Origin of the sequence: Nonomuraea sp. NPDC048916 (assembly GCF_040649575.1) — a bacterium.
Taxonomy (GTDB): Bacteria; Actinomycetota; Actinomycetes; order Streptosporangiales; family Streptosporangiaceae; genus Nonomuraea.
In genome coordinates, this window is the sequence record NZ_JBEZFS010000003.1 from 46,560 (window position 1) to 67,604 (window position 21,045).

Here is a 21,045-nt window from a genome sequence, read left to right on the forward strand (position 1 = left end):
GCGCGGCTCGGGCGCCGGCACGGTCACGCTACCTTAGAGTCCGTGAGCAAGATTCCCGCAGCTCCCGAGCCGCTTTCCGCCGAGGTGTTCGACAGCCACTGCCATCTCGACATCATGGTGGGCAACCGGCAGGCGTCCTCGGGCGACCCGGTGGCGCAGGCCGCCCAGGCGGCGTCGGCCACCGTGCGCGGCATCCTCGACGACGCCCGGGCCGTCGGGGTCACCAGGCTCGTCACGATCGGCTACGACCTGCCGTCCTCCCGGTGGAACGCCGAGGCGGCGGCGGAGCACGACGACGTCCACGCCGGGGTGGCCGTCCACCCCAACGAGGCGCACGCCGCCACTCCCGAGACGCTGGCCGAGATCGAGGCGCTGGCCGGGCGGGCCGAGGTGCGGGCGGTGGGGGAGACCGGGCTCGACTACTTCCGCGACTGGGCGAGCCGCGACGACCAGCACGCGAGCTTCCGGGCCCACATCGAGATCGCCAAGCGCACCGGCAAGGCGCTGGTCATCCACGACCGTGACGCGCATGACGACGTGCTGAAGGTGCTCGCGGCTCAGGGCGCGCCGCCGGTGGTGGTGTTCCACAGCTTCTCCGGCGATGCCGACATGGCCAAAAAGTGCACGGATGCCGGATATTTCATGTCATTTTCTGGGCCGGTGACGTACAAGAACGCCGGATATCTCCGCGAGGCCGCCCAGGTCGCGCCCGTCGAGCTCATGCTGGTCGAGACCGACGCCCCCTACCTGCCGCCGATGCCGCACCGGGGCAAGCCCAACGCCCCCTACCTCATGCCGCTCACCCTGCGCTGCCTGGCCGAGGTCAAGGGAGTGCATCCCGACGAGCTGTGCGAGGCCATCAGCGCCAACGGGGTCGCCGTCTTCGGCGAGTGGTGACCGGTTCGCGGCCGGACCCCGCCCGGGCCCGGATCCGGCCGTCCGGCTAGCCCCCGAGAGACATGCCGAAGTCGGCGCCCTTCGCGGGCTGCAACGGCCGGAGCTCCTCCGCGTTGCGGCCTCCGACCAGGACCTTCCCGTACGGCGCGGCGTCGGGCCGGCCGATGTAGATCTTGTTGCCGCTGAAGGCCAGCGCGTATCCGAAGAGCTCGCCCGCGGGTGGGATCCGTCGGTCCTCGCCGGGGTTCTTGAACGAGATCACCCGGACCCCACCGCCGTACGGCGCGCCGATGGCCAGCCTGCCGTCCGGGGACGCGGCCAGCGAGAAGCCGAACGCCTGCTTGCCGCCCTGCCTTACCGTCCTGATCGGGGTGAGCTTCGTGTCGAGCAACTGCACGTAACCCGGACCCGGCGCGCTCACCGCGACGCCCGCGCCCTCGACGTAGGCCACCGCGTAGCCGTACCGGTCGTAGGAGGTCGCGGTCGGCGAGTCCAGCTTGGTGCTGGTGAGCTCGCCCGCCAGCACGTCGTCGATGACGACCACCGAACCCGAGTCGATCTTCCCGGTGCTGACCTGACGGCCGGTCCCGTCGTCGTTCTCGTACGGCACGCCGACGATCAGCGCGTTGCCCGCGCCCATCGCCAGCGACCAGCCGAACTGGTCGCTCACCTCGCTGTTGCCGCGCACGGTCTCCGACTCCTGGCTGATCCTGCGCAGGTTTCCCTCGCCCTTGCGCACGTAGACGGCACCCACGTCGGACAGCTGCGCCTCGTCCTCGTAAGGAGCGCCGATCGCCACCAGGTCGCCCTTGGCGGCCACCGACCAGCCGAAGTGGGCGCCGCCCTGAATCTCGGTGGCGAGCAGCCGCGCCGGAGCCGCGGCGGCGCCGCCGTAGACGACGTAGGCCGCGCCCGCGTCCTCGCCGCCCGGCGCATCGGTGAACGGGGCGCCGACGACCAGATCGGCGCAGGCGTCGGCGTTGACCTTCGCCAGCGTCACCGACCAGCCGAACCCGTCGCCCTGGCTCAGGCCGGGCACCGAGACGGACGTGACCTTCTCGCCGGAGATCACGTGGACGGCGCCCTTGTCGTCGTCGCCGAACGGGTCGCCGACGACCACGTCCTCGACGCCGTCACCGTCGAAGTCGGCGGGGCCCGAGCAGGCGGTCGCCGTCGCGGCGCCGCCGGTGACGAGCGCGCTCGCGACCAGAAGCAGGGCCAGGAGAGTCGATCGGATCATCACAGCCTGACCTCGACTTGCTTGCCGTCCTTGAGGAGGGTCGCGGTGAGTTCGACGGGTCTGCGGTAGAGGGGCAGGTCGAAGACGAAGACCCGATCGATGCGGCCTCCCGGCACGATGGCCTCGGGCAACCGCGCCGGAGCCGGATCGTGGCGGGCGCCCTTGTCGTCCAGCAGGGTCACGACCGGATCGCCGATCAGGCGCAGCGCGCCGCCCGGGTTGATCATGGACCAGCGGATCGCGCAGAGCTGACCCTGGGTCTGCTCTATGTCCTGATACTGCTTCAGCCCGCACTGGGGCGCCGTGGCGACGATCAGCTGCGGGTCGTCGAAGGACTCACCCAGCGCGTACCTGCGGCCCACGTCGCTGGACTGCTGCGAGGTGGGGGAGGCGGCCTGCGACTGGGCCGGGCGCGGGGTGTTGCGGCTGGAGGTGACGATCAGCGTGCCGGCCGTGACGGCGATGGCCAGCACCGCCGCGGCCGCCGCGATCAGCCAGCGGGTGCCGCGGGGGCGCTGGTCCTGGGGCGGGATCGTGACCAGCGAGTCGGCCGGCCGGTCCACGGGCGACTGGTCCGGCTGCGGGGCTCGCACCTCCCAGCGGGCGAGCTCCTCCCTGGCCGCCTGCTCCTCCCGCCGGGCGGCGTCCTCCACGGGCGGCTGGGTCGCGGCCTGGCGACGTGCGTTGTCCTGCCGGGTGGGCGCGTCCTGCCGGGGCGCCTGGCCTTGCCAGGGAGGCGCGTCCTGGCGGTGGGTTTGGTCCGGCTGGGGAATGCCGCCCTGCTGGCGGAGTTGGTGGTCCGGCCGGGACTCGGCGGCGCCCTGCTGTAAGGACTGTAAAGAGTTCTGAGGGGTCGGTCCCTTCCCGCCGGTGGAGGTCCTGGCCATCGCGTCGCTGGGCGGCGGGGTGGCGAAGGTGGCTGTGATGTCGGGTTCGTCCACCACGTTCTGCGGTGGCTCCCATTCGTTGAGCAGCTCGGTCGCCACCAGCGTGGGCGGATCGGCCGCCGCGGGCGCGGGCGCACTGCCTCCGACCAGCGCGATCAGCAGGTCCTGGGCCGAGGGCCGGGGGCCTGGCTCCATCGACGTCGCGCGTCGTACCAGCTCGTTCAGAGGCGCGGGCAGGGCGCCCAGGTCGGGCGGGGTGTGCAGCACCCGCGTGGCCATCGTGATGGGGTCGCCGCGGCCGAAGGGGTGACGGCCGTTGCCCGCGTAGGCGATCAGGCAGCCCCAGGCGAAGATGTCGGCCGCCGGGCTGACCGCCTGGCCGCGTACCTGCTCGGGAGCCCACCAGCCCGGGCTGCCGAGCAACTCACCGGACATCGTGAACCCGGTCTCCCGGTCGAGCGCCCTGGCGATGCCGAAGTCGATCACGCGCGGGCCCGAGAGGGAGAGGATGACGTTGGCCGGCTTGAGGTCACGATGGACCAGCCCGGCCACGTGGATGGCGGCCAGCGCCGCCGCGACCCCCAGGGCGACGCCGTGCAGGGGCCCCGGATCCAAGGCGCCATATTTCGCGATCTGGTCGGACAAAGGGGTGCCTGCGATGTACTCGGTCACCATGTACGGCCGGCCGTCGCCGGTGTTGCCGTTGTCGAGCACCTGAGCCGTGCAGAACGACGCCACCCGTCGCGCGTTCTCCACCTCGGCGTGAAACCTGGCCGCGAACCCCTCCTGGTTGGCGAATTCGACCTTCACCACCTTGACCGCGACGAACCGCCCCGTGGGCGCACGAGCCAGGAACACCGTGCCCATGCCGCCCTCGCCGAGCCGCCCGAGCAACCGGTACGGGCCGATTTCCCGTAGGTCCGTCGGGCGGAGCGGCGCGGCGCCCGTTGGCTCCATGAGGGACGTCCCTTCCTTTTCCACGCCATCCTCCCCTGTGGTGCCCCCGTCCGCCATCGCAGGTTCTTCGATGCGGGAGACTGGTTGGATGATGAGGCTGTTGGGCCCTGCAGAAATACGTATTTTGGCGGACAAGCTGGATCTGCGTCCGACAAAAAAGCTGGGCCAGAACTTCGTGATCGACGGGGGAACCGTTCGGCGCATCGTAAGGGTTGCAGACCTCACGACGGAAGACGTGGTCATCGAGGTGGGGCCGGGCCTGGGCTCTCTCACTCTCGCGCTGCTGCCGTCGTCCCGTCACGTGGTCGCCGTCGAGATCGACCCGGTGCTGGCCACCCAACTTCCCATCACCGTGGGCGAACGCGGTCTCGGAGACCGGCTGACCGTCGTGGGCGCCGACGCCATGAAGATCGTTCCTTCCGATCTCGGTGATCTCCAGCCGACCGCCCTGGTGGCCAACCTGCCCTACAACGTGGCGGTCCCGGTGCTGCTCCACCTGCTGGAGGTGCTGCCCTCGCTGCGCAAGGGCCTGGTCATGGTGCAGACCGAGGTGGCCGACCGGCTCGCGGCCGGTCCCGGCTCCAAGGTGTACGGGGTGCCGTCGGTGAAGGCCGCCTGGTACGCCGACGTACGGCGCGCGGGCCCCGTGGGGCGGACCGTGTTCTGGCCGGTGCCCAACGTGGATTCCGGCCTGGTGTCTCTGGCCCGCCGCGATCCCCCTGTCACCAGCGCCACGAGGCAGGAGGTGTTCGCGGTCATCGACGCCGCGTTCGCCCAGCGCCGCAAGACCCTCCGGGCCGCGCTGGCCTCCTGGGCCGGAAGCCCGTCACAGGCCGAGACCGCGTTGCGCGCGGCCGGGGTCGACCCCTCGGCTCGGGGGGAGCAACTGGACGTCGAGACGTTCGCCCGCATCGCCGAACACAAGCCCTAAGCGCCCCCGGCGGCTCACCGGCACCTGACATTCGAGGCTGCCGGGCCGTCTCCCGGTTTTCCACAACCGCTGTCCCGTGATTGTCGCCTATCCACAGAGCCACGTTCGGGTCCACGGTCGGATGGGCCCGCGGATGATCCTGAGGCCTCCACTCCCCTTTCGGCACTGGAGGCCATCCATGAACACCCGCTCCTTCTCACGGAGTTGCTGCATGTGGCTCACGCTGGGCGGAGGGCTGCTGGCCGGGCTCGCCGCGCTTCCCGACCCGGCTGCCGCCACTTCCCGCCCTCTCGGCCAGCGGGCAGGCAACGCATGTCTGGGCATGATCAGCCTTCCGGGTGCCTACGCCCGACTGCTCGACGGCTCTCACCTGCCGAGACCCGACCGGCTCTCCCGCCGCTCCCGGCCTCGGGCCGTCGTGCCCAAGGTCGGCGCCCTGCCGGTGTCTCTCGCGGTCCGGCTCGAAGGTGACGCCTCCGCCGATCCGCCCGTCCAGGTCCTCCTGGCCCTGCCTGCCCAAGCATGTACGCGCCAGGGCCGGGTGGCCGAGGCGCTTCTCCACGCAGGCGTCTCCCGCATCGGCTCCTTCCCTCCACCGGCAGTGACTGGAGCAGGCCCCACGATCAGGCCCGTAGCTCGTGAAGACTCAAGGTCGAAGTGGCCCCGGCTCGACTCCAGGCCCGCGGAGACCTCGCCCGGCGAGGCCGCATCGGGAGTCATTAAACCCCTCAGGTCCGGGGGCATCAGACCTTGGTACGTCGGCTCTGGCGGGTTCGGCGGGTCCGAGCCCCGGGACGTCTGGTCCGGCGGGTTCAAGGCTCGGGACGGGGAGTTCGACAGATTCAAGCCTCGGGACGTCTGGTCCGGCGGGTTCAACCGAAACGGGGAGCTTGGCGGCTTCGAGCATTGGGATGGGGAGCTTCGGCATGGGGAGCTTCGGCATGGGGAGCTTGGTGGCGTCGAGCTCCGGGATCGGAGACTCGTCGGAATCGAGGCTCGAAGCGACGAGCAGGTGGACAACGGTCCGGACAATGGTCCGCGCGGCGGGGCCGGCGCAGGTCGCGACGCGGTGGAGATCACCAAGGCCGGCAAGGGCACGGCAGCGAGCACCGAGGCCGTGCCCATAGGATCCACAACCGGCAAGCCCCAAGGGGCGACGGTGACGTTCAAGGGCGGTGTCGCGGCAGTGGCGGCCCTCGACCGGGTGGGCACTCCTTTCTCCTGGGGCGGTGGCTCTTCCACGGGTCCCACCAAGGGCATTGGCAGAGGAGCATCCACGACCGGTTTCGACTGCAGCGGCCTGACCCTCTATGCCTGGTCGAAGGCGGGGGTGCGGCTCACCCACTACACAGGCTCCCAGTTCCGCCAGGGCCGCCGGATCTCCCTCAACGACCTGCGCAAGGGTGACCTGGTCTTCTTCGGCGGCGGCACCGGCGACCCCACGCACGTCGGTCTCTATCTGGGCGACGGCGTCATGGTCCACTCCCCGAAGACCGGTGACGTGGTCAAGAAGACCCGATTCCTGGACTCGTCCTACTATCGCCCGATCTATCGCGGTGCCGTACGCCCAGGCTGAAACCACGCCCCACAGCCGGCCGCAGACCCGGATTTCACGGTCGCACGAGTTCTGAACGGGACTCAGGGCGTCGGCGGACGCAACCGCCACCGCTGGGGTTGCCACCTGCCTGTCAGCGGGCCCGCGGCGTTCGGAAACCGGTCGGTACGCGTGTCAGCTCCTGGCGCAGACCTCCACCAGCGCTTTGACCAGTGGGGCCAGGAGATCCTGGTCCTCTGGGCGGCTCGGCTCATACTCCGTGATGCCCAGTCCGGCCACCTCGAACTGCTTCGCCACGGCCGCGACCATGGCCAGAAGTTCATCGGGTGCGAACCCGTCGGGTGCGGGGGAGCCGACACTAGTGAAAACGCGAGGATCGAGTACGTCAAGGTCGATGTGGACGTATACGGCCTTACGTCCCGAGCCGACGTGATCCTGACCCGCGCTCTGCCGGCTCCCAGGGGGTGTGTCGGCGATCGCGTCGGTGAGTGCGGCGGGGTTCGCGGCTCGGATGTGGCGGATGCCGCTGGACTCGATGAACGCGGCCTCGGCCGGATCGAGGGCGCGCACCCCGGCGAGCACGATCTGGTGCGGCCGCAGGGGCTGGTCCGGCACCAGGCCGTCGGGTCCTTCGCCCGTGAGGGCACGCAGCACCATGCCGTGGAAGGCGCCAGATGGAGAGGTCGAAGGAGTGTTGAGATCCCCGTGCGCGTCGAACCAGACGACCACCAATCGGTCCCGGTGCCGTCGTAGCGCCGCGGCGATCGGCTCCAGCTCGACCCCGCAGTCACCGCCGGTGGTGACCACCAGTCCGTCAGCCTCCGACAGCGCCGAACGCACTCTGGAAGCGGTCGTGGGCAGAGAATCGTCCACGTCCACGCGGAGGCGGCGGGCGGCGGGCGCCATTGTGGCCAGCAGCCTCGCCCCCTCGCGGAGCCGTTCGGCCGTAGGCGAACCAGATCCCCGCCACTGCGGCACCTCGACAACCGTCACATCAGGCGCAGCAGTCATACCGGTCATATCGGTCACAGAATCCCCTGAAATCTCGCGTTCGGCGTGCCTCTGGATTGTCAGCCTGGTCGCAGCATCTCGTGAAAGTGTCGCGTTCGAGCGTGGGTCTGGGGTCGTCGGGTCCGGACACGGCCCGTGCCGGCACCGGCTCCGGATGTCACGCGCCCTCGGCGCTCGGCCCGCCCGATCAGGCTCCCGTCGGGGTGGTTCGGAGCACATCCCCTGGGAAGCCCGCGTGGCGGGGAAGCGGGCCCGTATAACATCGGGTGTCCTTGAGCTGGCAGGCGATGGAAATGGCAGAAGATCGATGAGTTCGGTGACCGTACGGGTGCCCGCGAAGGTCAACGTGCAGCTGTCCGTGGGGCCGCTGCGCGAGGACGGCTACCACGACCTTGTCAACGTCTTCCACGCCGTGTCCGTCTTCGACGAGGTGGTGGCGAAGGAGTCCGAGTCGATCACCGTCTCGGTGGTGGGTGAGTGGGCTGACCAGGTGCCGGTCGACGACGGCAACCTGGCGGTTCAGGCCGCTCGGGCCCTGGCCAAGCACGCCGGCCGGAGCTACGGGGCCGATCTGGTCATCCACAAGGCCATCCCGGTGGCGGGCGGCATGGCCGGGGGTAGCGCCGACGCGGCGGGTGCGCTGGTGGCGTGTAACGAGCTCTGGGGTCTCGGCCTGCCCTACGAGGATCTCCTGGAGATCGCCGGCGACCTGGGCAGCGACGTGCCGTTCGCGCTGCTGGGGGGCACGGCGGTGGGCACCGGCCGGGGCGAGCAGCTCAGCGAGCTACCGATGGGTGGTGTCTTCCACTGGGCGTTCGCCGTGGCCGACGGCGGCCTGTCCACCGCCAAGGTCTACGCCGAGTGCGACGCACTGCGCGAGGCCACGGGGGCCGAGGTGCCGTGGCCGCAGGTGGACGACGCCCTGCTGGCGGCCCTTCGCACGGGTGATGCCCGCGCGCTGGGTGGCCGCCTCGCCAACGACCTGCAGCCGGCCGCCCTCGCCCTCCGCCCCGAGCTGGCACGCACCCTGGACGCCGGCCGCGCTGCGGGCGCGCTCGGCGCGCTCGTCTCCGGCTCCGGCCCGACCTGTGCCTTCCTCGCGGCCGACGAAGAGCACGCTCGGCGTCTCGCCGACGCGCTGTCCCAACTGTCCTCCTGCCGCACCGCGCTATCCGCCCACGGCCCAGTGCCCGGTCCCCGCCCGGCCTAGTACTCCAGTGACACTTCGCGATCATGGTTGGGCTCTGCGCTGGTAGTGGCAGCGTCGGGCGGTGGCTTGATGCCGTCGGCGCCATTGTGACCAGTGCAGAACCTGCCCAATGGCGCGGTGGCGGGTCAGGACGAGGACGGCCAGCAGTCGACGGATCTCGGGCATGGTCAGCGCGATGTGCTCCTCGTCGCATGGTCGTTGGGCGGCGGCGATGGCGGCCAGGAAGGCCAGAGCGAGCATGGCCAGGGTGATGTGCCGGTGCCAGGCTCTCCAGCCGCGCACCTGGTAGTGGTCCAGCCCGACCTGGCCCTTGGCTGCTTGGAAGGACTCGTTGATGCCCAGATCCCGCGCGACGCTTGCCGGTCTCCCTGACGATCCTCGCCGCTCCCGCCGGAACTCCGGATAAAAGCGACGCCTCGTGACTGCTGCCACGACCAAACCTCTCCCGGTTCGGTCTCTACGTCGTGGGGAAGCGCACACACCTCCGGCGAGCTTCGAGCGCATCCAGGATCAGGTCCAGGCCGTAGCTGAACTCGGTGGTGTGGTCGTAGCCCGGTTGCAGGGCGTGGTCGCGGATCATCTCTGCGAGGTACGGCAACTCGTCGGCCGGCAGGCGCTCGAGGATGGCGCCGGCCACGTCCTCGACATCGTCCGGCGTCGTCACCGGCAGGCTCGCCTCCTGCAGGACGTACCCGCCGATGTAGCTGTCGATGAGCGAGACAGCGTGCGCGGCCATCTGCAGCGTGAACCCCACCTCCCGGAGAACGCCGAGGACGGCGTCGTGGTGGCGTAGCGTCGCCGGCCCCGGGTTGCGACGGGAGTCCATGAGGCCGAGAGCCCAGCTGTGCTGCGACAGGACCGCCCGTGCGGAGCAAGCGCGCGCACGGATCGCGTCGCGCCAGTCGTCGCACTCGACGCTGGGGAGCTTGATCGCCGCGAACACCATGTCGACCACGCCGTCGAGGATGGCGTCCTTGTTCGGCACGTGGTGGTAGAGCGACATCGCTTCCACGCTCAGTTCCTGCGCCACCCGTCGCATGGTGATCGCCTCGACGCCGCCGCGATCCGCGACCCGGATCGCGGCTTCGAGGACGAGACCTCTGCTGAGCGGTTGTGATGCTGGTGACACGACGGCTCCGGGGTGTGGGCGGGTTGACAGCCTTACAAGCGTAAGCCAGCCTTACAAGCGTAAGCCGACTTACTGGCGTAAGCCATTCCGGGGCGGCGATCAGCCTGGCCAGGCGCGGGCTTCGAGATCCGCACTGTTATGGGCGCCGACCGCTTGGACTCGGCGAACATCCGACCTACGACGCCTCCGGGGGCGAGAGAAGGAGATTCCGATGCCGATGCCGAGGTGGTGGGGGCACGTGAACAAGAGGGTGTTCAACCCTCGCGCGATCGCGGGCGGGAAGTGGCCGGTGCTGATTCACGTCGGGCGCACTTCTGGCGCGACGTATCGCACGCCGCTCGATGCGCATCCTGTCGACGGCGGCTACCTGTTCGTCCTGGTATACGGGTCGCGCTCGGACTGGGTGCAGAACGTCCTGGCGGCCGGCGGTGCGCGGCTCCGGGTCGACGGGAAGGAGGTGGCACTCGCCGCCCCACGCCTCGTCGGCGAAGCCGAGGCGTTCCAGGCCCTCTCCGATGAGGTGACACGCCCACCGAAGCTGCTCCGCATCACCGAGTTCCTCCGCATGGACCTGGTCACAGGCTGACCCCGGCCGCCGCCCTGGCGGTCCTCGTCCCGCGAGTCGAAGAGCCTGAACCGGCTCGCCGATTCGGCGCCGAATACACTCCGCCACCGCGACAACGTCCCCGCGCCCGCGCCGAGGGGCGTCCACGGCGCACTGTTGCTTCTCGCCCGACATTTCTGGCGTATACCGGCTCGGACGCTGTCCAAACTGAGCGGCAAACGCTGCCACTCGTCAACGACATAATCAACGGCCCCGACACGTACAGGAAAGTGTTATGCATACAAACAGGCGAGTAACCACAATTGCAGGTGTACTGGCCATCGTGGGTATGATCGCCGGCGCGCTGAGTATCGTTCCCGCCCTCGAGGAGCCACGCTATCTCGATCTCATTTCCGCACACGAGCGCCAGGTCATGGTCGGCGCAGTTTTTCAGTTCATCATGATCCCCTCCTATGTTGGGTTTGCACTGTACCTTTATCCGACATTGAGGGTGGCGAATGAAGCGCTCAGCCTGGGCTTCCTTGGATTTCGGCTGATCGCAGCGACGTTCCATTTCATAGGCGTGATTCTCTTGCCCCTGTTTCTTGTACTGGGCCATGAATTTGGCCAAGCCGACGCTTTGGGCGCATCCCGTCTTGCGGCCTTAGGCGAGCCGCTACGGACGGCGCGCGACTTGGTCAATCATGTCGCATTAATCATCTCGCTAGGCCTCGGAGATCTCCTGTTGTTCTGTATTCTGTATCGGTCGAGATCTGTCCCTCGCTGGTTGTCCGCATGGGGGTTTCTTGGGATCGGATTAGCTGTGTTGGCGAGCTTCTTGGTGCTGTTTCGTCTAACTGATGTGGTCACGCCACTCTACCTGGCCATAAATGCACCACTGGCCCTGCAGAGCTTTGTCTTCGCCGTGTGGTTGATCACAAAGGGCTTCGATACAAATGCATTAACTATGGGCCACTACCACGTCGGCCGGCGCGGCTGACGCGCACGTCGTCCCACCTTGGTGCGATGGCCTGCGGGTGCCGAGAACTCGGTCATGTCATGCGTCCGCAGATACTGGCATGAGCCGCCGAGTCGATCCCGTCTCATGGGTCGAGCAGTCGCTGCGGAGGGCCGGGGAGTGCGGGCGGCTCGCCTGCCGTACCAGCCGGGCACGGTGGCCATCCAGTGCCACACCGCCCGGTCCCGGTTCCGCCTGGCGCCCTCACTGGCCAAGGCGCTGAACGTGCCCACCCCAACACTCGATGATCATGCGGTGGCTGTATCCATGCGACCTCAGCCATGAAGATCGCGAAGTGTCACTGGAGTACTAGGTCGTGCTGCGCCTGCCCGATCCCTGCCTGGCCGGTCCGGCTCCCGCCGGCACTGCTGGAGGCCGGTGGGCTGGGAGGTTCGCCGGCCCGGAGGGTTCAGGGCCGGGTCACGAGCGAGTCAGGAGGCCATGGTGAGCCGATACGCTGAGAGGGCGATGAATCTGGTCAATCTCGAGTCTGTCTCCCATGCCTACGGGCCCAAGCCGCTGCTCCACGACGTCTCCCTCGGCGTCGAGGCCGGAGAGCGGATCGGCGTCGTGGGCCGTAACGGCGGTGGCAAGACCACCCTGATGTCGCTGATCGCGGGGGATGTGAAGCCCGACAGCGGGCGGGTGACGCAGACCCGGGGCCTGCGGGTGGGGTTCCTGTCGCAGCGTGACGACCTCGATCCGGATCGCACCGTGCGGGAGCTCGTGCTGGGTGACCGGGCCGAGCACGAGTGGGCCGGTGACCAGGGTGTTCGCGAGCTTCTCAACAGCCTGATCGGCGACCTCGACCTCGACGCGCGGGCGAGTGAGTTGTCGGGTGGAGAGCGCCGGCGCACCGCGCTGGCCAGGCTGCTCATCGACGAGCACGACCTGATCATGCTGGACGAGCCCACCAACCATCTCGACATCGAGGCCATCGCCTGGCTGGCCGCGCATCTGGCCACCAGGAAGAGCGCGCTGGTGGTCGTGACGCACGACCGCTGGTTCCTCGACGCCGTGTCCACCAGGACGTGGGAAGTGGTCGATGGGCGGGTCGAGCATTATGAGGGGGGATATGCCGCTTACGTTCTCGCGAAGGCGGAGCGGGCGCGCATCGCCCAGGCGTCCGAAGAGCGCCGCCAGAACCTCATGCGTAAGGAGATCGCCTGGCTGCGGCGTGGGCCGCCCGCCCGTACGTCCAAGCCGAAGTTCCGCATCGAGGCCGCCCAGGCGCTGATCGCCAACGAGCCGCCGCCCCGCGAGAGTGTCGAGCTGGTGAAGTTCGCCACGGCGCGGCTCGGCAAGACCGTCTACGACCTGGAGGACGTGACGCTCCACGCCGGTGGTCCCGGCAGCGGGCCGCTGGTGCTCGACCGCACCACCTGGCAGTTCGGCCCGGGTGACCGCATCGGGCTGATCGGCGTCAACGGCTCCGGCAAGTCGTCGGTGCTCCGCCTGCTCGCCGACACGGTCAAGCCCGACTCGGGGCGCGTGGTCAGAGGCAAGACGGTGCGGATGGCGCACCTGTCGCAGGAGCTGGCCGAGCTCGACCCGACCCGGCGGGTGCTGGAGACGATCGAGGACGTACGCAAGTACATCCAGGTCGGCAAGAAGGAGTGGACCGCGTCCCAGCTGCTCGAACGCCTGGGCTTCAAGGGCGACGCGCAGTGGAAGGTGATCGGCGACCTGTCCGGCGGCGAGCGACGGCGGCTGCAACTGCTCCGGCTGCTCATGGACGATCCCAACGTGCTGCTGCTCGACGAGCCGACCAACGACCTCGACATCGAGACGCTCAACGAGCTCGAAGACCTGCTCGACGGCTGGCCGGGCACGCTGATCCTGGTCAGCCACGACCGCTACTTCCTGGAGCGGGTGACCGACCACAGCGTCGCGCTCCTGGGCGATGGCAGGTTGTCGCTGCTGCCTGGTGGGGTCGACGAATACCTCCAGCGCCGGGCGGCGGGCGCCGCGCTCACGGCCAGGGTCGGTTCGGCCGGGCCTGCCGAGCAGGTGGCCGAGGCTCCGGCGCAGCCGGCGGGGATGTCGGCAAAGGAGGAGCGGGAGCTGCGCAAGGAGCTCAACCGCCTCGAACGCCAGCTCGACCGGCTCACTGGCCAGGAGGCGCGCCTGCACGCCGCGATGGCCGAGGCGGCGAGCGACTACGGCCGGCTCGGCTCGCTGGACGCCGAGCTACGCGACGTTCTCGGCCAGAAGGACACCATCGAGGCCGAGTGGCTGGAAGTCGCCGACCGCCTCGGCGACTGACTGTCACCGGGCTGAGCGCCGCCGGGGTCCGCCGGAAGCGGCGGAAGGCGTTCTTCTCACGAACGGAAGGCGTTCTTCTCATGAACGGAAGGCCTTCTTCTCATGAACGGAAGGCCTTCTTCTCAGGAGTCGAGCGGAAGGCGTTCTTCTCAGGAGTCGAACGGTGTGAGCAGGGTGCGGAGGAGCGCGGCGAGGGTGCGCCGGTCGTCGGCGCCGAGGCCGGAGAGCAGCTCCCGCTCCCGCCGCAGCAGGTCGGAGAAGGCGGCGTCGACGCGCGCCCGCCCGGCCTCCGTCAGGGAGACGAGGACCCCGCGGCGGTCCTCCGGGTCGGGCCGGCGGACGACGAGGCCGGCCTGGGCGAGCCGGTCTATGCGGTTGGTCATCGTGCCCGAGGTCACCAGTGTGGCCCGGATCAGGCTGCCCGGGCTCAGTTCGTACGGCTTGCCGGCCCGGCGTAGCGCGGTGAGTACGTCGAACTCCCAGGGCTCCAGGTCGTGCTCGGCGAACGCCGCCCTCCTGGCCCGGTCGAGGTGTCTGGCCAGGCGCGACACGCGGGAGAGCACCTGGAGCGGCTCGACGTCGAGGTCGGGGCGCTCCTCCCGCCAGGCCCGGACGAGCCGGTCGACCTCGTCGTGCGGATCCTCCGTCATGACACGAGTGTACTGTCTTGACATCGAGATAACTATCTCGCTATCAATTATCTCTATGTCGAGAGATATTTGGGATCCCGCGGCGTATGCCAGGTTCGCCGACGAGCGGTCGCGGCCGTTCTTCGAGCTGATGGCCAGAGTGGGGGCTGACCGTCCCGATTATGTCGTGGACGCGGGCTGCGGCAGCGGCGAACTCACCGTGGAATTGGCCCGGCGCTGGCCGGAGGCGACCGTGGAGGGTTTCGACTCCTCCCCAGCCATGATCAAGCAGGCGAGGGAGCTGGGGGCGAGGCCCGGGTTCGAGGTCGCGGACGTGACCAGGTGGCGGCCCGACCGCCCGGTCGACGTGATCGTCTCCAACGCCGTGCTCCAGTGGGTGCCCACGCACCGTGACGTGATCGAGCACTGGGTGGAGGCGCTGAGCCCCGGCGGCTGGCTGGCCTTCCAGGTGCCGGGCAACTTCGACGCTCCCAGTCACCGGCTCATCCGCGAGCTGTGCGCCTCGCCCGCCTGGTCCGACCGGCTCGGCGACTTCGACCGGGGCGCCCCGGTCGGCGGCCCGGTCGACTACCTCGACCTCATGGTCGGGTTCGGCTGCCGGGCCGACACCTGGGAGACGACCTACACGCACGTGCTACGGGGCGAGAACGCGGTGCTCGACTGGATCTCGGGCACCGCTCTGCGGCCCGTGTTCGACCGGCTGGGCCCGGACGAGGGCGGCAGGTTCGCCGCCGAGCTCGCCGGGCCGCTGGCCGAGGCCTATCCGAGCAGGGAGTACGGCACGCCCTTCCCGTTCCGGCGGATCTTCGTGGTGGCCCAGAATTGATCAGAGGGCTGCACCACGTACAGCTGGCCGCGCCTCGGGGGAGTGAGCCGCTGCTCCGGGAGTTCTACGTGGGCGTGCTCGGGCTGCGTGAGGTGCCCAAGCCGCCCGAGCTGGCCAAACGCGGCGGTGCCTGGTTCCGCGGCGACGGGGTGGAGATCCATCTCGGCATCGAGGACGACTTCCGGCCCGCGCGCAAGGCGCATCCCGCCTTCCTGGTCGACGACCTGGACGCGTTCGTCGCCGGGCTGCCCGGCGCGGTGCCCGACGATCTGTTTCCCGGCTACCGTCGCGTGTACGTCTCGGACCCGGTCGGCAACAGAATCGAGCTGCTCCAGCCCATGTGATTGCCCAGCTCCAGTGGCATGATTGTCCCGGAACCGGACTTTTTGCGAGGTGCAGTGGGCATCGAGATCGAGGACAAGTTCGACGTTCCGCCCGACTACGAGATTCCGGATCTGAGCGGGCTGGCCGAGGTCGTGGGCCCGAAGAGTCATCGGCTGGTGGCGCTCTACTACGACACTCCCGATCTCCGCCTGGCGGCGCGAGGAGTCACGCTCAGGCGCAGGCGCGGCGGCGACGACGCCGGGTGGCACCTGAAGCTCCCCAAGGCCAAGGGGGTCCGCCAGGAGATCACCCGGCCGCTGACCCCCAGTACGAAGGTGGTGCCGCCGGACCTCGCCGAGCTCGTACGCGCCTATACGCGCGGCGCGGAGCTGCGGGCGGTCGCCGAGCTCGACACCCGCAGGAGCGTCACCCTGCTGCGCGACGGCGAGACCAGGCTGATCGAGGTCGCCGACGACCGGGTCAAGGGGACCGTCCTCGACGAGGAGCGCAAGATCGTCCGCTGGCGCGAGGTGGAGGCCGAGATCCTCGACGGCGACCGGGCCCTGCTGGCCAAGGTCGGCAAACGGCTCAGGAAGGAGGGCGCGACCCCGTCCGGGGCGGCCAGCAAGCTCGCCAAGCTCCTCGACCGGCCCCCTGCGCCCGTGGCCGACACCGAGCCGGGCAGCGCCGGCCGGGTCGTCGTCGACTACCTCGCGAGCCAGGTCGCCGCCCTCCTCTCCGAGGATCCCCGGGTCCGGCGGGCCGAAGAGGACGCCGTGCACCAGATGCGCGTCGCCTCCCGCAGGCTGCGCAGCGCGCTGAAGGCGTTCAAGACCGTCGTGACCGGCACCGGCGACGTCCAGGAGGAGCTCCGGTGGCTGGGCACGGTGCTCGGCGAGGCCAGGGACCTGGAGGTGATCAGGGCCAGGTTCGCCGGCATGCTGGACCGGCTGCCCCCTGAGCTGGTCGAAGGTCCGGTGCGGATCAGGCTCGACGACGACCTGCTCGCCCGTGAGCGGGAGGCGTACGGGCGGATCGGCGACACCTTGAGCGGCCACCGCTACTACGACCTGCTCGACGCGCTCGACACGCTGGTGGCCGAGCCGAAGCTGGCCAAGGCCGCGGCGAAACCCGCCCAGGAGAAGCTCATGGACGTAGCGTCCGCCGCCTGGGACCGCGTCACCAAGGCGTACGACACCGCCCAGGCCATCGTGGACCCGGAGCAGCGGGAGCTCGCCATGCACGACGTGCGCAAGGCGGCCAAGCGGGCCCGATACACCGCGGAGGCGCTCGAACCCACCATCGGCGACCGGATGGGCGAGCTGGCCCAGCTGGCCGAGGCCGTACAGGAGGTGCTGGGGGCGCATCGGGACGGTGTGGTGGCGCAGGAGACGCTCGCCGAGGAGGCGGAACGCGCCCGCCGGGCAGGCGAGGACACCTTCACCTACGGCCTGCTGATCGGCCTGGAACGCGCCGCCGCCGAGCGGGCTGACACGCGGTTCCCCAAGGTGTGGGCGCGGACCGTCAAAGCTGTTAGGAAGGTGATATGAGTGACTTTCCCATCGTGCCATTCGCTCGGAGCGACCCGCTGAGTGTGCCCGCGGCCTACCGCGAGCTACGCGCGAAGGAGGGCATTGCCAAGGTCCGCACCCTCATGGGCGACGAGGTCTGGCTGGTCAGCGGCTACGAGGACGCGCGCACGCTGTTCGCCGACAGCCGGCTGAACCGTTCCCACCCCGCCCCCGGGCAGGCGGCCCGCGTCTCCGCCTCGGCGCTGCTCGGTGGCCCGCAGGGTGACGCCGCGACCGAGAAGGCCGAGCACGACCGGATGCGCAGGCTGTTCGTGCCGTCGTTCTCGGCCCGTCGCATGAAGGCTCTCAGCGAACACGTCGGTGTTCTGGTCGACGAGCGGCTGGACCATCTCGCGACGCTGACACCGCCCGCCGACCTGCACGCCGAGCTCTCCTTCCCGCTTCCGGTGCTGGTCATCTGCCAGCTGCTGGGCGTGCCCTTCGAGGACCGCGACTACTTCAGCGGCGTCTCGGCCCGCATGGGCGACGCCACGGACGAGGCTCTGGGCATGGCCGCCCGCGAGGAGATGGGCTCGTACATGGCGGATCTCATCGAGCGCAAGCGGCACGCGCCGGGTGAGGACGTCCTGTCCGACCTGGCCGGTGAGCTGGACGACGACGGGAAGATCGCGCAACTGGCCGGCGCGCTGCTGTTCGCCGGGCACGAGACCACGGTCAACCGGATCGACTACGGTGTGCTGCTGCTGGAGGCCAACCCGGCCCAGCTCGCGCTGCTCAGGGCCGATCCGGGGCTGGCGGGCGCCGCCGTGGAGGAGATCCTGCGGCTGGCCGCGCCGAGCCTGCACGGCCTGCCCCGCTACGCCCACGACGACCTCGAGGTGGGCGGGGTCACGATCCGCAGGGGCGAGGCGGTGCTGCTCATGCCTGGCGCCGCGAACAGGGACGAGCGCGTCTTCGCCGATCCCGACGCCTTCGACCTGCGCAGGCCGCCGGGCGACCCGCAGCTCAGCTTCGGGTACGGGCCGCGGTTCTGCATCGGGGCCGGCCTGGCCAGGGTCGAGCTGGAGGCCGTGTTCGGCAGGCTCTACCAGCGCTTCCCCGACCTGCGCGTGGCCGTGCCCGTGTCGGAGTTGCCCCGGGCGGAGGGCCGCATCACCGAGGGGTTCGCGGAGCTGCCCGTCACGTGGAGTGGCACTCCGCGCTGATCACCCGTCCGTCGATCCGGTGCAACACGGCGAACCCCCCCTTGCGCAGGTGCGTCTCCTCGCCGCTCAGTGCGCGGATCAGGCCGGGCAGCACCTTGCGGTGGCTGCACACGGCCGCCGGCACGCGGATCGCCCCTACCAGCGCGGGCGTCTTGCGCGGGTCCTGGCTCTCCTCGCTGAGCAGCGGTTCCAGCCGGATCTCGGCGCCGTACGGCTCCAGGGTCTGGACGCACCGGCGGCTCGGCGAGCTGAGCAGCGACTCGGGCCGGTAGGCGGGCAGCACGCCGGCCAGGGTCGCCGCCTGGGCCAGGCCGTCGGGGTCGAGCGGCCGGAGCGCGTCGTCGCCCTCCCATTCCTGCCTGGCGCCCGCGGACGCGTGCCGTATCAGGACGAGGGGGACGGTGCCGAGCGGCGCGGCCGGGAGCGCGCGCAGCAGGCCCGCGTCCCACTCGTAGGTGAGCAGCGCTCGGGCCTCGTCCGGCGGCAGCCAGCGCAGCTCGTCCACCTCGTCGCCCGGGACGAAGTCGTCGTGCGCCGCCACGCGGCCCACCCAGTAGTCGACCCGCTTCGTCCTGTCCTGGCGTGGATAGTGGACGGGCGGCAGGGCGCGGCCGAGCGTCACGGTCAGGCCCGTCTCCTCGCGCACCTCGCGCAGGGCGGCGGCGATCACGTGCTCGCCGGGCAGCAGCTTGCCCTTAGGGAAGGTCCAGTCGTCGTAGCGCGGCCGGTGGATGACGGCCACCTCCGGCCGGCTCTCGTCGCCTCGCCAGACCACGGCTCCCGCGGCCCGGAGCAGGTCAGTCGTCAACGGTCCTCCAGCGGCGGCTGCCGACGAGGTGACTCTGCAGGTCCTCGCCGTGATGGCGGACCCACGTGCCGTCGGCGTTGAGCCACCACGCGTTCGTGGTGTCGGCCATGGCCAGGTCCATCAGCTCGATCAGGTACGTCTTGTGCTGCTGGGAGGTCACCTTGACCAGGGCTTCCACGCGGCGGTCCAGGTTGCGGCGCATGAGGTCGGCGCTGCCGATCCACACCTCGGGCCGCCTGCCCAGGCCGAACTCGTAGACGCGGGAGTGCTCCAGGAAGCGCCCCAGGATCGACCTGACCCGGATGTTCTCCGACAGGTCGGGGACGCCGGGCCGCAGGATGCAGACCCCGCGTACCCACAGGTCCACCGGCACGCCCGCGCGGGAGGCGCGGTAGAGCGCGTCGATGGTCGGCTCGTCCACCAGCGAGTTGGTCTTGATCCTGATCCGCGCCGGACGGCCCGCCCGCTGGTGCGCGATCTCCCGGTCGATCCTGGCCAGCAGCCCGCCGCGCAGCGAGTGGGGCGCGACCAGCAGCCGCCGGTAGGCCGAGTGGTTGGAGTAGCCGGTCAGGTGGATGAACAGGTCGGTGACGTCCTCGCCGACCAGCGGGTCGGCGGTGAGCAGGCCGAAGTCCTCGTACTGCCGGGCGGTCTTGGGGTTGTAGTTGCCGGTGCCGATGTGGCAGTAGCGGCGCAGCTCGCCGGAGGGCTCCTGGCGGACGACCAGGGCCAGCTTGCAGTGTGTCTTCAGGCCGACCATGCCGTAGACCACGTGGCACCCGGCGCGCTCCAGCTTGCGGGCCCAGCTGATGTTGGCGTGCTCGTCGAAGCGGGCCTTGATCTCGACGACGACCACGACCTGCTTGCCCGCCTCGGCCGCGTCGATCAGGGCGTCGACGATGGGGGACTCGCCGCTGGTGCGGTAGAGGGTCTGCTTGATCGCCAGGACCCTGGGGTCGGCGGCGGCCGTCTCGATGAACTTCTGCACGCTGGTCGAGAACGAGTCGTACGGGTGGTGCACCAGCACGTCGCGTTCGCGCAGCAGGCCGAAGATGTCCTCGTCGGCGCCCACGGCCTCGGCGGGGACGAACGGCCGGTAGCTGAGCTCGCCGCGATCGAGGTCGGCGATGGCGTGCAGGCCGGTCAGGTCGAGCGGCCCGGCGATCCGGTAGATCTCGTACGGGGCCACGCCGAGCTCCTCCACCAGCAGGTCCAGCACCTCGGTGGAGATCGTGTCCTCGACCTCCAGCCGGACGGGCGGGCCGAACCGCCGTCTGAGCAGCTCCTTCTCCAGGGCCTGCATGAGGTTCTCGGTGACGTCCTCGTCGACGTCGAGGTCCTCGTTCCTGGTCACGCGGAAGACGTGGTGCTGGACGATCTCCATGCCCTTGAAGAGCTGCCCGAGATGCGCCGCGATGACGTCCTCCAGGGGGACGAACCGATCCTTGGACGCGTGGACGAACCGGGGCAACTGCGAGGGCACCTTCACCCGGGCGAACACCGTGTGGTCGTTGGCCGGATTCCGCACCACGACCGCCAGGTTGAGGCTGAGCCCGGAGATGTACGGGAACGGGTGGGCGGGGTCGACGGCGAGCGGCGTCAGGACCGGCCGGATCCGCTCTCTGAACAGTTTGCGCAGCTCCGTGCGCTCCTCGCGGCCCAGGTCCTCCCATCTGACGATCGCGATGCCCTCGGCGGCGAGCCGGGGGGAGACCTGCTCGTGGAAGGCCGCCGCGTGCCGCCGGGCCAGCCCGTCGGCGATCGTCGCGATCCGCGACAGCTCCTCGCGTGGTTTGAGTCCGCTCTTGGTCCGCAGCAGCAGGCCGGTCGCCATCCGTCGTTTGAGCCCCGCCACCCGGACCCGGAAGAACTCGTCCAGGTTGCTCGCGAAGATGGCCAGGAAGCGCACGCGTTCCAGAAGGGGGAGGGAGGAGTCTTCGGCCAGTTCGAGCACCCGCTCGTTGAACTGCAGCCAGCTCTCCTCACGGTTGAGGTACCTCTCCTGAGGCAGCGGGAGGTCGCTGTCCGGGTGGAGCATTTCAACGGACATATATAA

The 21,045-nt window shown here is 69.8% G+C and carries 18 protein-coding genes and 1 pseudogene; 11 read left to right on the plus strand and 8 right to left on the minus strand.

Translation table 11 applies throughout. From position 1 onward, the window contains the following. The first annotated feature begins 42 nt into the window (after nucleotides 1-42). A complete protein-coding gene (locus tag AB0C16_RS03190) occupies nucleotides 43-897 on the plus strand; it encodes a TatD family hydrolase (protein ID WP_357678325.1) in 855 nt (284 codons plus the stop codon). 46 nt (nucleotides 898-943) lie between these two features. Here AB0C16_RS03190 and AB0C16_RS03195 read toward each other — a convergent pair whose 3' ends face one another. Beyond that, nucleotides 944-2,137: a hypothetical protein gene (locus tag AB0C16_RS03195; RefSeq protein ID WP_357678326.1), complete on the minus strand. Its 1,194-nt coding sequence runs from the start codon at nucleotides 2,135-2,137 to the stop codon at nucleotides 944-946. Next, nucleotides 2,137-3,981, minus strand: coding sequence for a protein kinase (locus tag AB0C16_RS03200; protein WP_357678328.1), 1,845 nt, complete (start codon nucleotides 3,979-3,981; stop codon nucleotides 2,137-2,139). Before AB0C16_RS03200 ends, AB0C16_RS03195 begins: the two co-directional genes overlap by 1 nt. Before the next feature lie 70 nt (nucleotides 3,982-4,051). Here AB0C16_RS03200 and rsmA point away from each other — a divergent pair, with 70 nt between their 5' ends. Together rsmA and AB0C16_RS03210 are read left to right on the plus strand one after the other, a co-directional pair. Beyond that, a complete protein-coding gene (gene rsmA, locus AB0C16_RS03205; protein ID WP_357678330.1) occupies nucleotides 4,052-4,912 on the plus strand; it encodes a 16S rRNA (adenine(1518)-N(6)/adenine(1519)-N(6))-dimethyltransferase RsmA in 861 nt (286 codons plus the stop codon). Nucleotides 4,913-5,981: 1,069 nt separating this feature from the next. Further along, on the plus strand, nucleotides 5,982-6,488 hold the full coding sequence (locus AB0C16_RS03210) for an NlpC/P60 family protein (RefSeq protein ID WP_357678332.1): 507 nt from the start codon (nucleotides 5,982-5,984) through the stop codon (nucleotides 6,486-6,488). A gap of 153 nt (nucleotides 6,489-6,641) precedes the next feature. Here AB0C16_RS03210 and AB0C16_RS03215 read toward each other — a convergent pair whose 3' ends face one another. Further along, complete coding sequence (locus AB0C16_RS03215; protein WP_357678333.1) at nucleotides 6,642-7,460, minus strand: arginase family protein; 819 nt, start codon at nucleotides 7,458-7,460, stop codon at nucleotides 6,642-6,644. 325 nt (nucleotides 7,461-7,785) lie between these two features. Here AB0C16_RS03215 and AB0C16_RS03220 point away from each other — a divergent pair, with 325 nt between their 5' ends. Further along, the gene (locus AB0C16_RS03220; protein ID WP_357678335.1) at nucleotides 7,786-8,688 is read left to right on the plus strand and encodes a 4-(cytidine 5'-diphospho)-2-C-methyl-D-erythritol kinase; all 903 of its coding nucleotides are present in this window, start codon (nucleotides 7,786-7,788) and stop codon (nucleotides 8,686-8,688) included. A gap of 21 nt (nucleotides 8,689-8,709) precedes the next feature. Here the strand turns inward: AB0C16_RS03220 and AB0C16_RS03225 are convergent. Together AB0C16_RS03225 and AB0C16_RS03230 are read right to left on the minus strand one after the other, a co-directional pair. Next, nucleotides 8,710-9,024: pseudogene (locus AB0C16_RS03225) on the minus strand (IS701 family transposase); the annotation flags it as partial. 121 nt (nucleotides 9,025-9,145) lie between these two features. Beyond that, nucleotides 9,146-9,817: a TetR/AcrR family transcriptional regulator gene (locus AB0C16_RS03230; protein ID WP_357678337.1), complete on the minus strand. Its 672-nt coding sequence runs from the start codon at nucleotides 9,815-9,817 to the stop codon at nucleotides 9,146-9,148. A 211-nt stretch (nucleotides 9,818-10,028) separates the two neighbouring features. On the opposite strand from AB0C16_RS03230, the gene AB0C16_RS03235 reads away from it, so the two are divergent. From AB0C16_RS03235 to AB0C16_RS03245, 3 genes are all read left to right on the plus strand, one after another. Further along, the gene (locus AB0C16_RS03235; RefSeq protein ID WP_357678339.1) at nucleotides 10,029-10,403 is read left to right on the plus strand and encodes a nitroreductase family deazaflavin-dependent oxidoreductase; all 375 of its coding nucleotides are present in this window, start codon (nucleotides 10,029-10,031) and stop codon (nucleotides 10,401-10,403) included. Nucleotides 10,404-10,656: 253 nt separating this feature from the next. Next, nucleotides 10,657-11,361 carry a DUF4386 domain-containing protein gene (locus tag AB0C16_RS03240; protein ID WP_357678340.1) on the plus strand — a complete coding sequence of 235 codons (705 nt, stop codon included), beginning with the start codon at nucleotides 10,657-10,659 and terminating at the stop codon, nucleotides 11,359-11,361. 486 nt (nucleotides 11,362-11,847) lie between these two features. Then, the gene (locus tag AB0C16_RS03245; RefSeq protein WP_357678342.1) at nucleotides 11,848-13,644 is read left to right on the plus strand and encodes an ABC-F family ATP-binding cassette domain-containing protein; all 1,797 of its coding nucleotides are present in this window, start codon (nucleotides 11,848-11,850) and stop codon (nucleotides 13,642-13,644) included. A gap of 149 nt (nucleotides 13,645-13,793) precedes the next feature. Here the strand turns inward: AB0C16_RS03245 and AB0C16_RS03250 are convergent, their stop codons facing one another. Further along, on the minus strand, nucleotides 13,794-14,294 hold the full coding sequence (locus AB0C16_RS03250; protein ID WP_357678344.1) for a MarR family transcriptional regulator: 501 nt from the start codon (nucleotides 14,292-14,294) through the stop codon (nucleotides 13,794-13,796). Between the two features lie 55 nt (nucleotides 14,295-14,349). On the opposite strand from AB0C16_RS03250, the gene AB0C16_RS03255 reads away from it, so the two are divergent. Genes AB0C16_RS03255 through AB0C16_RS03270 form a run of 4 tightly spaced genes read left to right on the plus strand, consistent with a single transcriptional unit; the run spans nucleotide 14,350 to nucleotide 18,181 of the window. Then, entirely contained in the window at nucleotides 14,350-15,120 is a 771-nt protein-coding gene (locus AB0C16_RS03255) for a trans-aconitate 2-methyltransferase (RefSeq protein ID WP_357678346.1), read from the plus strand. Beyond that, complete coding sequence (locus tag AB0C16_RS03260) at nucleotides 15,117-15,464, plus strand: glyoxalase (protein ID WP_357678348.1); 348 nt, start codon at nucleotides 15,117-15,119, stop codon at nucleotides 15,462-15,464. Before AB0C16_RS03255 ends, AB0C16_RS03260 begins: the two co-directional genes overlap by 4 nt. A gap of 54 nt (nucleotides 15,465-15,518) precedes the next feature. Further along, nucleotides 15,519-16,994, plus strand: coding sequence for a CYTH and CHAD domain-containing protein (locus tag AB0C16_RS03265; protein WP_357678350.1), 1,476 nt, complete (start codon nucleotides 15,519-15,521; stop codon nucleotides 16,992-16,994). Further along, nucleotides 16,991-18,181 (plus strand): cytochrome P450, encoded by a 1,191-nt coding sequence (locus AB0C16_RS03270; RefSeq protein ID WP_357678352.1) that lies wholly within the window; start codon nucleotides 16,991-16,993, stop codon nucleotides 18,179-18,181. Before AB0C16_RS03265 ends, AB0C16_RS03270 begins: the two co-directional genes overlap by 4 nt. Here the strand turns inward: AB0C16_RS03270 and AB0C16_RS03275 are convergent. Then, on the minus strand, nucleotides 18,156-18,989 hold the full coding sequence (locus AB0C16_RS03275; RefSeq protein WP_357678354.1) for an NUDIX hydrolase: 834 nt from the start codon (nucleotides 18,987-18,989) through the stop codon (nucleotides 18,156-18,158). The two genes, AB0C16_RS03270 and AB0C16_RS03275, sit on opposite strands and share 26 nt — an antisense overlap. Then, nucleotides 18,979-21,039 carry an RNA degradosome polyphosphate kinase gene (locus AB0C16_RS03280; protein WP_357678356.1) on the minus strand — a complete coding sequence of 687 codons (2,061 nt, stop codon included), beginning with the start codon at nucleotides 21,037-21,039 and terminating at the stop codon, nucleotides 18,979-18,981. Before AB0C16_RS03280 ends, AB0C16_RS03275 begins: the two co-directional genes overlap by 11 nt. Nucleotides 21,040-21,045: the final 6 nt, after the last annotated feature.

Excerpts from the sequence above, each read along its gene's own strand:
- AB0C16_RS03240 (WP_357678340.1), top strand. The coding sequence starts at position 10,657 with ATGCATACAAACAGGCGAGTAACCACAATTGCAGGTGTACTGGCCATC.
- rsmA (WP_357678330.1), top strand. The coding sequence starts at position 4,052 with ATGCGGGAGACTGGTTGGATGATGAGGCTGTTGGGCCCTGCAGAAATA.
- AB0C16_RS03245 (WP_357678342.1), top strand. The coding sequence starts at position 11,848 with ATGAATCTGGTCAATCTCGAGTCTGTCTCCCATGCCTACGGGCCCAAG.
- AB0C16_RS03195 (WP_357678326.1), bottom strand. The coding sequence starts at position 2,137 with ATGATCCGATCGACTCTCCTGGCCCTGCTTCTGGTCGCGAGCGCGCTC.
- AB0C16_RS03255 (WP_357678346.1), top strand. The coding sequence starts at position 14,350 with ATGTCGAGAGATATTTGGGATCCCGCGGCGTATGCCAGGTTCGCCGAC.
- AB0C16_RS03280 (WP_357678356.1), bottom strand. The coding sequence starts at position 21,039 with ATGTCCGTTGAAATGCTCCACCCGGACAGCGACCTCCCGCTGCCTCAG.
- AB0C16_RS03250 (WP_357678344.1), bottom strand. The coding sequence starts at position 14,294 with ATGACGGAGGATCCGCACGACGAGGTCGACCGGCTCGTCCGGGCCTGG.
- AB0C16_RS03235 (WP_357678339.1), top strand. The coding sequence starts at position 10,029 with ATGCCGATGCCGAGGTGGTGGGGGCACGTGAACAAGAGGGTGTTCAAC.
- AB0C16_RS03270 (WP_357678352.1), top strand. The coding sequence starts at position 16,991 with ATGAGTGACTTTCCCATCGTGCCATTCGCTCGGAGCGACCCGCTGAGT.
- AB0C16_RS03200 (WP_357678328.1), bottom strand. The coding sequence starts at position 3,981 with ATGGAGCCAACGGGCGCCGCGCCGCTCCGCCCGACGGACCTACGGGAA.
- AB0C16_RS03220 (WP_357678335.1), top strand. The coding sequence starts at position 7,786 with ATGAGTTCGGTGACCGTACGGGTGCCCGCGAAGGTCAACGTGCAGCTG.